Genomic DNA, 11,734 nt, shown 5'->3' on the forward strand with positions numbered 1-11,734 from the left:
GATGGCTGGCCGGCTTCAGGCGCCGGTGGGGCTGGATGTGGGGCTGGGCTGGAAGCGGCGGCGGTACTCCGCCGGGGCGGCGCCCAGGGTCTTGAGGAAGGCCCGGCGCATCGCCTCGGGGGTGCCGTAGCCGCAGGCGCGGGAGATCTCCTCGACGCCGTCGTGGCTGTCCTCCAGGAGGCGCCGGGCGTGCTCGACGCGGACGCGCTCGACGTATTTGCCGGGTGTCATGCCGGTCTCGGCCTGGAAGGCGCGGGCGAAGTGGCGGGGCGAGAGCCGGGCGCGGGCGGCGAGGGTCTCCACGGAGAGGTCGTCGCCGGGGTGCTCGGTGATCCACTGCTGGACCTCGCGCAGGGGTGCGCGCCGGGCGGTCTGCGCGGACAGCTGGGCGCTGAACTGCGCCTGGTTTCCCGGGCGTCGGAGAAACACGACGAGGTACCGGGCGACGCTGAGGGCCACGTCCCTGCCGTGGTCCTCCTCGACGAGGGCCAGGGCGAGGTCGATGCCCGCGGTGACGCCCGCGGAGGTGGCGATCTTCCCGTCGCGTACGTAGATGGGGTCCGGCTCGACGGTGATGGCCGGGTGCCGGCGGGCGAGGGTCTCGCAGTACGCCCAGTGGGTCGTCGCCCGCCGCCCGTCGAGGAGCCCCGCCTCGGCAAGCAGGATCGCGCCGGTGCACACCGAGACGATGCGCTGCACGTGCGGGGCGTTGGCGCGCAGCCACGCGATCAGGTGCGGATCGGGCTCCCGGCTCCCCGGGCCGCCGGGCACCAGGAGGGTGTGCGGCACGGGGGCGTCGGCGAGCGCGTGGTCCGGGACGAGGGTGAGCCCGCTGGACGCGCGCACGGGTGCGCCGTCGAGGGAGGCGGTGCGGATGCGGTACGTGGCGTCCGGGTCGTCGAAGTGGGCGGCGGCCCCGGCGAACACCTCGACCGGACCGGTGACGTCGAGGCTCTGCACGTCGTCGAAGAGGAGGACGAGGACGGTGCGGGGAGTGTCGCTTCGGCCTCGGCCGTCGGCCGCGCCGTCCTTCCGTCCCTGGCCCTGGCCCTGGCCCTCGCGGCTCTGCTCCATGGCTTCGATTCTTCGCCGGGCCGACGGTGTCTGCAATGACGAGTACCCCACCTTTCCTGCCATCGCGGCAGCCGCGCCACGGTCCGGGGAACGAACGTCAGGGCCCTGCCCGCCCTTCACGTCATACCAACCAGTCGGTAACGTGCAGCCATGACCACCACCACGTCCTCGCCCCAGGCCGAAGCACTGCCCCCGCGCGCGGGGCGGCGCTGTCACAACGTGCTCAACTCCCTGCACTCCACCCACTACTTCTGCCCCGAGGTGGGCGAGGAGCTGGGGGCCCTCGGGGTGAGTGATCCCCGGGCCGTCAACTTCGCCATCCGTGGTGCGGCTCTCGGTGCCGTCGGTCCGGGCACCGTGGCCGCCACCTTCTTCAACTACAAGTACGAGCTCATCGCCCGCCACGTGCCCGCGGTGTGGCAGGTCGCGGCACCGCAGGACGTGCTCGCCGCCCGGCTGCGGGGTGCCGACCGGGCGCTGCGCCGGCTCCTCGGTGACGAGGCCGTCTCCTCACCGGAGATGACGGAGGCCGCCCACCTCGCGCTGCGGGCGACCGAGGCGTGCTCGCGGGCCGGGCGCCCTCTGTACGCGGCCCACGCCGACCTGCCCGTACCGGAGGAGCCGCACCTCGCCTACTGGCACGCCGCGACCCTGCTGCGCGAGCACCGGGGCGACGGGCACCTGGTCGCCCTCATGGACGCGGGGCTCGACGGCATCGAGGCGCTGGTGACGCACACCGCGACCGGCAAGGGCATGACTCCGAAGTGGGTGTTCGGCACGCGGGGCTGGGCCCAGGAGGACTGGGACGCCGCCGAGGAGCGGCTCCGCGCGCGTGGAGTGCTGGACGCGGAGGGCGAGTTGACCGAGGCGGGTGTCGAGCTGCGACAGCGCATCGAGCTGGCCACGGACCGGCTGGACCTGGCCCCGTACGAGCACCTGGGTGCGGCGGGCGTCGAGCGCCTCACCGAGCTCGGGACCGCTTTCGTGGGGGCGGCCCTTCAGGCGGGTGCCTTCCCCGCGGATCTGCTGGGCAAGAAGAGCGCTTCTCAGTAGAGCGGGTGCGAGGAGAGCGGCCGTGAGTTGAGCGGCTGTGAGTTGAGCGGCCGTGAGTTGGGCGGCTGTGAGGAGAGCTGCTCCGAGTTCCGAGTAAGGGCCTTGTCGGGCAAGGCTCCTGCATGAGGTGGCCGCCGCGCGGTACCCGTCCGTCTCCCGGCCGGACCCGATCGGCCGGGAGACGGAGGGAGATTCACGTGTTCCGTGCCATCGCGGACGTACTGCGGCAGATCGGCGGCGCAGTCGCCACCGTCGTGACCCTGCCCTTCCGGGCCCTGGCCCGGATCTTCGGCGGAGCCTCCCGCTCCGGTGGGCGCGCGGGGCGGGCTCGCCGGGTCTGATCCCCCGCTGTCGGTGCCACCTGCCACAATTGCCCGGCAACCTCTGTGAGAAGGCGGTACCGGAACGTGTCGACGACAACGTCAAGTCCTGCGTCCATCGAAGGCAGGATCGCCGAGGAACTCGGCGTACGCGAGCGGCAGGTGAAGGCCGCGGTCGACCTGCTCGACGGCGGCTCGACGGTGCCCTTCATCGCGCGCTACCGCAAGGAAGCGACCGAGATGCTCGACGACGCGCAGCTGCGCACGCTCGAGGAGCGGCTGCGCTACCTGCGCGAGCTGGAGGAGCGCCGCACGGCCGTCCTGGACTCCGTAAGGGAGCAGGGCAAGCTCACCGAAGAGCTGGAGGCGCAGATCCGCGCGGCCGAGACGAAGGCGCGGCTGGAGGACATCTACCTGCCGTTCAAGCCGAAGCGGCGCACCAAGGCCCAGATCGCCCGCGAGGCCGGGCTGGAGCCGCTGGCCGACGGGCTGCTCGGCGACCCGTCGGTGGAGCCGCTCGCGGCGGCCGCCGCGTTCGTGGACGCCGACAAGGGCGTCGCCGACCCGCAGGCCGCCCTGGACGGCGCCCGCGCCATCCTCGCGGAGCGGTTCTCCGAGGACGCCGACCTGATCGGTGAGCTGCGCGAGCGCATGTGGGGGCGCGGGCGGCTGGCCGCGAAGGTCCGCGAGGGCAAGGAGGAGGCGGGCGCCAAGTTCGCCGACTACTTCGACTTCGCCGAGCCCTTCACCGAGCTGCCCTCGCACCGCATCCTGGCGATGCTGCGCGGCGAGAAGGAGGACGTCCTCGACCTCGTCATGGAGCCCGAGGACACCGACCCCACCCCTGGGGTCCCGTCCTCGTACGAAGGCATCGTCGCCCACCGCTTCGGGGTCTCCGACCAGGGGCGCCCCGCCGACAAGTGGCTGCAGGAGACGGTCCGTTGGGCGTGGCGCACGCGCATCCTCGTGCACCTCGGCATCGACCTGCGGCTCCGGCTGCGGACGGCCGCGGAGGACGAGGCGGTGCGCGTCTTCGCGTCGAACCTGCGCGACCTGCTGCTCGCCGCCCCCGCGGGCACCCGCGCGACCCTCGGGCTCGACCCCGGTTTCCGTACGGGCGTGAAGGTCGCCGTCGTGGACGCGACCGGCAAGGTCGTGGCGACGGACACGATCTACCCGCACGTCCCGGCCAACAAGTGGGACGCCGCCCTCGCCAAGCTGGCCGCGCTCGCCAAGGAGCACCAGGTCGACCTGATCGCGATCGGGAACGGCACGGCGTCGCGCGAGACGGACAAGCTCGCCGGTGAACTCATCAGCAAGCACCCGGAGTTGAAGCTCACCAAGGTGATGGTCTCCGAGGCGGGCGCCTCGGTGTACTCGGCCTCGGCCTTCGCCTCCCAGGAACTGCCGGACCTGGACGTGTCCATCCGAGGCGCCGTCTCCATCGCGCGCCGCCTCCAGGACCCGCTGGCCGAGCTCGTGAAGATCGACCCGAAGTCCATCGGCGTCGGCCAGTACCAGCACGACCTCAGCGAGGTGAAGCTCTCCCGCTCGCTGGACGCGGTGGTCGAGGACTGTGTGAACGGCGTCGGGGTGGACGTGAACACGGCCTCCGCGCCGCTGCTCGCGCGCGTCTCCGGCATCGGCTCCGGGCTCGCGGAGAACATCGTCGCGCACCGGGACGCGAACGGCCCGTTCACCAACCGCAAGGGCCTCAAGGACGTGGCGCGGCTCGGCCCGAAGGCGTACGAGCAGTGCGCGGGCTTCCTGCGGATCCGCGGCGGCGACGACCCGCTGGACGCCTCCAGCGTGCACCCGGAGGCGTACCCCGTGGTGCGTCGCATGGCGACGACGGCGGGCGGCGAGGTCGGCTCGCTCATCGGGGACACGGCGACGCTGCGCTCCCTGAAGCCCGCCGAGTTCGTGGACGACGTCTTCGGTCTGCCGACCGTGACGGACATCCTCAAGGAGCTGGAGAAGCCGGGGCGCGACCCGCGTCCGGCGTTCAAGACGGCCACCTTCAAGGAGGGCGTCGAGAAGATCGGCGACCTGGCGCCGGGGATGGTCCTGGAGGGCGTCGTGACGAACGTCGCGGCCTTCGGGGCGTTCGTGGACGTCGGCGTGCACCAGGACGGCCTCGTGCACGTCTCCGCGATGTCCAAGACGTTCGTCAAGGACCCGCGTGACGTCGTGAAGCCGGGCGACATCGTCAAGGTGAAGGTCCAGGACGTGGACATCCCGCGCAAGCGGATCTCGCTGACGCTGCGCCTGGACGACGACGCGTCGGGCGCGGGCGGCGGCGGCTCCAAGCGCGAGCGCGGCGGCCAGGGCGGTGACCAGGGCGGCCGTCCGCCGCGGCAGCGCGGCCAGGGACAGGGGCAGGGCCAGGGCAAGGGCCGTGGCAGCGGCGGCGGTTCGGGCGAGCGCCGCGGTGGCGGTGACCGCCGGGGCGGGCGTGGCTCGGCTCCCGCCCCCGCCAACAGCGCGATGGCGGACGCCCTGCGCAAGGCGGGCCTGGTGGACCCGAAGAGGCGCTGAGCGCACGGCAGTTGGGGGGGTACGCGACCGGCGCGTACCCCCCTTGCTCATACCTCCAGCGCCGTCGGCCCGTCCGTGACCGACTCCGCGTTGCGCCGCGTCTTGGCCCAGCCCGTGCGCCCGCGCAGGATCCGGACGAAGGCGCGGGGCGCCACCGCGAACAGGTGGTACGCGTACAGCCACAGGGCGAAGCCCCACAGGAGGCCGGTCAGGCGGGAGGCGTCCGGGGCGTGGTCGCGGCGGTAGAGCGGGCCCCAGGCCACGAACGGGCCGATGGAGAGCGCCGCGAGGATCAGCGCGAGCGGCCAGGCGCCGAGCGTGCCGAGGCCGCCGAGCACCAGCATGGCCACGCACAGGGCGAGCGTGAGCAGGTGCGCGAGGGGCTGGCCGAAGGTGTAGAGGGTCTCCAGGACGCCGCGCCCGCTGTAGTGGCGCGAGGAGATGATGCGCGAGGCGTAGCGCACGCACTGCAGGTTGCCCTGGGCCCAGCGGGTGCGCTGGGTGAGGAGGCGGCGGGCGTGCGGCAGGCCCTCCTGGGAGACCCAGGTGTCGGCGACGTGGGTGACGCGGTAGCCCGCGAGGATCATGTGCAGGCCGAGTTCGTAGTCCTCCAGGAGGGCGCCGCGCTGCCAGGGGCGGCGCTCGGCGTCGGCGATCCGGTCGAGTGCGGAGAGCCGGGTGAACTGGCCGTTGCCGCCGAGGCCGACCGAGCCGGTGCGGCCGCGCAGCAGCTGCATGCCCGCGTTCGAGACGGCGAACTCCATGTCCTGGACGCGCACCAGGAGCCGGGCGAAGGCGTTGCGGACCCGGCCGTGGTCGGGGAGCGGACGCGGGTCGTCGACGTTGCGCATACGGACGCCGATCTGGACGCCGCCGATCTCCGGGTCGCCGAACGCGGCCTGCCCCGAGACGAGTTCGAGGGCGCGCGGGTCGAGCCGTCCGTCCGCGTCGACGACGCAGACCACGACCCGCTCGCGGTCGGCATCCTCGGGCAGGAACTCGTTCAGCTGCTCGTAGGCGGCGTTCAGGGCCGCGCCCTTGCCGACGCGCGCGTCCGGGCGCACCCGGCGGACCAGGTGGATGCGCCGGTCGTCCTCGGCGAGCTCCGCGACGATCTCGCCGGTGCGGTCGTCGCTGTCGTCGTCGATCACCCAGACGTGGGCGGCCGGGAAGCGCTCGCGCAGCTGCCCGACGGTGGCCCACACGACGGCCTCCTCGTCGCGGCAGGGCACGAAGAAGTGCCAGTCGAAGGCGGCGGGTTCACCGGCTTCGGCGGCAGCGCGGCGCACGTAGGCGTGGCGGGCGCCCGCCCAGTAGAGGAGGAAGCAGGCGAGGAGGGCGAAGGGGAAGAGGAAGATCAGCGGGCTGTCGAGCATGGGGGCCTCGGAGGGGGTGGGAGGGGCGGCAGGGCGGCCTTGGGACGGGGAGGGAGAGGGAGGGGAGGGACTGGACGGGGTGGTCAGGCCCTCCGGCGCCGGGACGGGCAGAGCAGAGGAGACAGGCAGAAGACGTCCACGGGCCCGGTGCTCCGGCGCTCCGGCACTCCGGCGCGCGGCCAGGAGGGGCTGACGGGACGGGCCCCGCGCAAGCGGAAAGGCGTGCTCCGGTACGCAGCACCCGGCACCGCCACCGGCACCCAGCACCCAGCACCCAGCACCCAGCACCCAGCCGGAAACGCCTCGGTCAGGCCGCCTCGGCGTGGGCCGTCTCCGGGGTCGCCTCCGTGGCCATGTGCGTGAGCAGCGCCGCGATGCGCGCCGAGGCGAGGCCGTCGCCGAAGGGGCTGGGCAGGGACTGCAGACGGGCCCGCTCGGCGGGGCCCTGGCGCAGGCGGTGGCGGACGGCCTCGCCGAGCTGTGGGCCCGGGGAGACGAGGGTCGCGAACTCGGCCATGGCTTCGGGGCGTTCGGTGGAGTTGCGCACGACGACCAGGGGGCGGCCGAGCACGGTGACCTCTTCCTGGACGCCGCCGGAGTCGGAGACGAGCAGCGCCGCGTGCCGGGCGAGGGCGAGGAAGTCGCGGTAGCCGAGGGGGCGCGTGATCGTGAGCGGGGCGAGCAGGCCCGCCAGCCCGGCGCGCTCGATGCGGGCGCGGGTGCGCGGGTGCAGCGGGACGACGACCGGCAACGTCCGTGCCAGGGCGGCGAGTTCACTGAGGATGGCGTGCAGGGCGGCCGGGTCGTCGGTGTTCTCCGGGCGGTGCACGGTGGCCAGGACGTAGCCGTCCTCGACCAGGCCGAGCCGGTCCAGGTGCGCGAACCGCTCGGCGGGCTCCGGGAGTTGGCGGTGTACGGCCTCGACGACGGTGTTGCCGGTCAGCTCGACGCGGGACAGCGGGACGCCCTCGGTGAGGAGGTTGGCGCGGTTCTCGGGGGTGGCCGCGCACAGGACGTCGGCGAGCCGGTCGATGAGGACGCGGTTGTGCTCCTCGGGCATGGCGCGGTCGTGGCTGCGCAGGCCCGCCTCGACGTGCACGAGCGGGATGCCGTGGGCGTTGGCGGCGAGGGCTCCGGCGAGGGCCGCGTTGGTGTCGCCCTGGACGACGACGGCGCTCGGCGGCACGTCGGTGAAGAGCGAGTCGAGCTGCTCCAGGGAGCGGGCCAGCTGCACGGCGCGGGGCTCGCCGCCGACTCCGGTGAGGTAGGTGGGCTCGGGCAGGCCCATCTCGGCGATGAAGCGGCCGGAGAGGTCGTCGTCGTAGTGCTGTCCGGTGTGCACGACGTGGGCGGCGGGGCCGAGGAGGCGGATCAGCTCGGTGAGCTTGATGAGCTCGGGGCGGGTGCCGAGGACGACGGCGATGCTGCGGGGAGGCAGGGCGGACACTCACTACTCCTGGGGGCCTTGGGCGGGTATGTCCAAGAGCGTGCCGGGGGTGCGTTGCCGGGTCGGAGGCCCTTCGGTTGCCCGACGGTTGCGGTCGTCCGTCCCGTACGGGATCGGGACCTTCGACCCTGCGAGGGGCGGGGCTTTCGTCCCGGGCGGTCCCAGGCAGTCCACATCCGTCCCGAGCAGCCCGAGCGGTCCCGAGCGATCCCGAGTGATCCCGAGTGATCCCGGGCCATCCCGAGTGATCCCGGGCGGAGTGGGGCCCGTGTCAGGGGCCCCGGCCCCCGCGGGGATCAGGCGTCCTGGTCCCCTCGGTAGCGGTAGCCGAGGCCGCGGACCGCCTCGATCGGGTCGGAGGCGAGGCTGCCGGTGGCCTGCTGGAGCTTGCGGCGGACCCGCAGGACGGCGAACTTCACCCGCTCCTTGCCGATGCCCTGCGGGTCGTCCCACACCTGGTCCAGGAGCTGGTCGGTGGTGACGACGCGGCCGCGGTTGCGGACGAGGACCTGGAGCAGCCGGTACTCGATGTCGCTGAGCCGCACCTCTTCGCCGCGCCAGACCGCGGAGCGCCGCTCGGGCACCAGGCGCAGCGACTCGTCCAGGGCGGCGCCCGCCCAGCGGGCCGGTGCGGCGCGGCGCAGCAGGGCCTCGATGCGGGCGAGCAGCTCGTCGTTGCCGAAGGGCTTGGGGAGGTAGTCGTCGGCGCCCGCGCGCAGGCCGCGCACCCGGTCGCTCTCGGCGCCGCGCGCGGTGAGCAGGAGGACCGGCAGGTCGGTCATGTCGCGGGTGCGCTCAAGGACCTGCCAGCCGTCGAGCTCGGGCAGGCCGATGTCGAGGACGAGGAGGTCGGGGGCGTCGGCGAAGAGGCGGCGCAGCCCCTCGCGGCCGTCGGCCGCGTGCGCCACCTCGTAGCCGGCGCGGGTGAGCAGGACGCGCAGGGCGAGGGCCACGTCGGGGTCGTCCTCGACGAGCAGGATCCGGGTCATCGGTCGCCCTCGGTGGACGGGGCCGTGGGCGAGGCGGTGGACGAGGCGGTGGACGGTGGCCCGGCGACCGGCAGGGTCAGGGTGAAGACCGTGCCGCCGCCGGGCGCGTCCGCGACGGTGAGGTCGCCGCCGTGCCGGCGCACGATCTCCCGGCTGAGCATCAGGCCGAGGCCGGTGCCGGGGTAGCCGCCGCGCTCGGCGTTGGGGGCGCGCACGAAGCCGGAGAAGATCTCCTCGCGGAAGGACTCGGGGACGCCGATGCCGGTGTCGGCCACGTCGACGCGCCAGTGCGGGCCGTCCACGGCGGCGTCGATCTCCACGCGGCCGCCGGGCGGGGTGTACTTGGCGGCGTTGTCGAGGAGGTTGGCGAAGGCGTGCTCCAGGCGGTGCTCGTCACCGCGCAGGGGCGGCCCCTCGGCGCAGCGCAGCACGACGAAGACACCGGCTTCGGCGGTGGCGGACTCCTGGTCGAGGACCGCGTGGGTGAGCATGCGCGGGACGTCCACCGTGCCGAATTCCAGGGGGAGTTCGGAGATCCGCATGCGGGTGGCGTTCATGAGGGTGGTCATGACGCGCTCCATCCGTTCGGCGTTGCGGCGGATCGCGGCGAGGAAGTCGCGCTGGTCGTCGGTGAGGGGGCCGGAGGCCGGGTCGGTGAGGAGGTCGCAGAAGCTGAGGACGGAGGTGAGCGGGGTGCGCAGGCTGTGCGAGGCGGAGGCGAGGAATTCGCTGCGCTGGCGCACGAGCTCTTCCAGTTCGATGTTGTCGCGGTGCAGCGCGTGTTCGCGGCGCCGCTCCTCGGTGATGTCCTCGGCGGTCCACAGCGAGCCGAAGGGCGAGCCGTCCGGCCCGTACAGCGGCTCGACGTCGCGCCGGATGACGCGGCCGTCGGTCAGCGGGATCTCGGCGGCGCGGTGGATCAGGCGGGCGGCGATGGCGTGGGTGGTGTCGACGATCCAGTCGGGGCGTTCGGCGAAGGTCTCCACCACGGCGTCGACGACCGGGCCCAGCGGGGCGCCCGCGGCGTAGTCGACGCGCCCTTCGAGGCCGAACATCTCGACGAAGCGGCGGTTGACGTTGACCACGACGTCGTCGCCGCCCTGGACGATGGCCGCTCTGGGCAGGGCTTCCAGGACGGCTTGAAGCCGGTCGCGCGCACGCTGCATTCACCCACAGTACGCCCGGTTCATCCCGATATCACCGTAAGTCTGACCGCACGGGTCAGTGCTCGGTCACCTTCCCGCCGGCGACCTCCCAGCGCCGCGTCACGCTCACCGCGTCCAGCATCCGCCGGTCGTGCGTGACCAGGAGCAGCGTGCCGGTGTACGCGTCCAGGGCGGACTCCAGCTGTTCGATCGCGGGCAGGTCGAGGTGGTTCGTGGGCTCGTCCAGGACGAGGAGGTTGACGCCCCGGCCCTGGAGCAGGGCGAGGGCCGCCCGGGTGCGCTCGCCGGGTGACAGGGTCACGGCGGAGCGCAGCACGTGGTCCGCCTTCAGGCCGAACTTGGCGAGCAGCGTGCGCACCTCGGCGGGCTCGGTGTCCGGCACCGCCGCGCAGAAGGCGTCGAGCAGCGTCTCCTCGCCGTGGAAGAGGGCGCGCGCCTGGTCGACCTCGCCGACGACGACGCCGGAGCCGAGCGCCGCGTGCCCGGCGTCCAGCGGGACACGTTCCAGGAGGGCGCCGAGCAGGGTGGACTTCCCGGCGCCGTTCGCCCCGGTGATGGCGACGCGGTCGGCCCAGTCGAGCTGGAGGGTGACCGGGCCCAGGGTGAAGGCGCCGCGCCGCACCTCGGCGTCGCGCAGGGCGGCCACGACGGCGCCGGAGCGGGGCGCCGCCGCGATCTCCATGCGCAGCTCCCACTCCTTGCGGGGCTCCTCGACCACGTCGAGCCGCTCGATCATGCGCTGCGTCTGGCGGGCCTTCGCGGCCTGCTTCTCGCTGGCGTCGCTGCGGAAGTTCCGGCCGACCTTGTCGTTGTCCCCGCCGGAGCCGGCCTTGCGGCGGGCGTTCTTGACGCCCTTGTCCATCCAGGCCCGCTGCATCTGGGCGCGCCCTTCGAGGGCGGCCTTCTTGTCGGCGTACTCCTCGTAGTCGTCGCGGGCGTGCCGCCGGGCGACCTCGCGCTCCTCCAGGTAGGCCGCGTAGCCGCCGCCGTAGAGGTTGATCTGCTGCTGGGCGAGGTCGAGTTCGAGGATCTTGGTGGCGGTGCGGGTGAGGAACTCGCGGTCGTGGCTGACCACGACGGTGCCCGCGCGCAGCCCGCGCACGAAGTCCTCCAGGCGCTCCAGGCCCGCGAGGTCGAGGTCGTTGGTCGGCTCGTCGAGGAGGAAGACGTCGTAGCGGGACAGGAGCAGCGAGGCGAGCGAGGCGCGGGCGGCCTGGCCGCCGGAGAGCGCGGTCATGAGCTGGTCGAGGCCGACGCCGAGGCCCAGCGAGCCGGCCGTCTCCTCGGCCCGCTCGTCCAGGTCGGCGCCGCCGAGGGCGAGCCAGCGCTCCAGGCTCTCGGCGTACGCGTCGTCGGCGCCGGGCGCCCCGTCGACGAGGCCCTGGGTGGCCTCGTCCATGGCGAGCTGGGCCGCGGCGACGCCGGTGCGGCGCGCCAGGAACTCCCGTACGGTCTCGCCCTCCCTGCGCTCCGGCTCCTGCGGCAGGTGCCCCACGGCGGCGCCGGGCGGCGACAGCCGCAGCTCGCCGCTCTCGGGGTGGTCGAGCCCGGCGAGCAGGCGCAGCAGGGTCGACTTGCCCGCTCCGTTGGCGCCCACGAGGCCGATGACGTCGCCGGGCGCGACGACGAGTTCGAGCCCGGAGAAGAGGGTGCGGGGGCCGTGGCCTGCGGCGAGGTTCTTGGCGACGAGGGTGGCGGTCACAGGGGGCGATCCTATGCGAGCCGCTGCGCGGGGCAGGGCGCGGTCTCCCGGGGCACCCCGCTGGGGCTG

General features: G+C 73.7%; 9 protein-coding genes. 3 read left to right on the forward strand and 6 right to left on the reverse strand.

Annotated elements, in window-relative coordinates; translation table 11 throughout:
• Positions 1 to 15: 15 nt before the first annotated feature.
• Positions 16 to 1,074 carry a GlxA family transcriptional regulator gene (locus ACQB60_RS06455; protein ID WP_496924844.1) on the reverse strand — a complete coding sequence of 353 codons (1,059 nt, stop codon included), beginning with the start codon at positions 1,072 to 1,074 and terminating at the stop codon, positions 16 to 18.
• Positions 1,075 to 1,224: 150 nt separating this feature from the next.
• Here ACQB60_RS06455 and ACQB60_RS06460 point away from each other — a divergent pair, with 150 nt between their 5' ends.
• The 3 genes from ACQB60_RS06460 (at position 1,225) to ACQB60_RS06470 (ending at position 4,985) form a co-directional block, all read left to right on the forward strand.
• Positions 1,225 to 2,127 carry an SCO6745 family protein gene (locus ACQB60_RS06460; RefSeq protein WP_496924845.1) on the forward strand — a complete coding sequence of 301 codons (903 nt, stop codon included), beginning with the start codon at positions 1,225 to 1,227 and terminating at the stop codon, positions 2,125 to 2,127.
• A 197-nt stretch (positions 2,128 to 2,324) separates the two neighbouring features.
• A complete protein-coding gene (locus tag ACQB60_RS06465; RefSeq protein WP_496924846.1) occupies positions 2,325 to 2,468 on the forward strand; it encodes an LPFR motif small protein in 144 nt (47 codons plus the stop codon).
• Positions 2,469 to 2,534: 66 nt separating this feature from the next.
• Positions 2,535 to 4,985 carry a Tex family protein gene (locus tag ACQB60_RS06470; RefSeq protein WP_496924847.1) on the forward strand — a complete coding sequence of 817 codons (2,451 nt, stop codon included), beginning with the start codon at positions 2,535 to 2,537 and terminating at the stop codon, positions 4,983 to 4,985.
• Between the two features lie 47 nt (positions 4,986 to 5,032).
• Here ACQB60_RS06470 and ACQB60_RS06475 read toward each other — a convergent pair whose 3' ends face one another.
• From ACQB60_RS06475 to ACQB60_RS06495, 5 genes are all read right to left on the reverse strand, one after another.
• Positions 5,033 to 6,361, reverse strand: coding sequence for an XrtP-associated glycosyltransferase (locus ACQB60_RS06475; protein ID WP_496924848.1), 1,329 nt, complete (start codon positions 6,359 to 6,361; stop codon positions 5,033 to 5,035).
• A 307-nt stretch (positions 6,362 to 6,668) separates the two neighbouring features.
• Positions 6,669 to 7,808 carry a non-hydrolyzing UDP-N-acetylglucosamine 2-epimerase gene (gene wecB, locus ACQB60_RS06480; protein WP_496924849.1) on the reverse strand — a complete coding sequence of 380 codons (1,140 nt, stop codon included), beginning with the start codon at positions 7,806 to 7,808 and terminating at the stop codon, positions 6,669 to 6,671.
• Positions 7,809 to 8,104: 296 nt separating this feature from the next.
• Positions 8,105 to 8,797, reverse strand: a complete 693-nt coding sequence (locus tag ACQB60_RS06485; protein WP_496924850.1) for a response regulator transcription factor — start codon at positions 8,795 to 8,797, stop codon at positions 8,105 to 8,107.
• A complete protein-coding gene (locus ACQB60_RS06490; RefSeq protein WP_496924851.1) occupies positions 8,794 to 9,963 on the reverse strand; it encodes a PAS domain-containing sensor histidine kinase in 1,170 nt (389 codons plus the stop codon). Before ACQB60_RS06490 ends, ACQB60_RS06485 begins: the two co-directional genes overlap by 4 nt.
• Before the next feature lie 55 nt (positions 9,964 to 10,018).
• Complete coding sequence (locus ACQB60_RS06495; protein WP_496924852.1) at positions 10,019 to 11,665, reverse strand: ABC-F family ATP-binding cassette domain-containing protein; 1,647 nt, start codon at positions 11,663 to 11,665, stop codon at positions 10,019 to 10,021.
• Positions 11,666 to 11,734 lie beyond the last annotated feature (69 nt).

The organism is Streptomyces odontotermitis (assembly GCF_050510915.1).
In the GTDB taxonomy this organism is placed as follows: Bacteria; Actinomycetota; Actinomycetes; order Streptomycetales; family Streptomycetaceae; genus Streptomyces.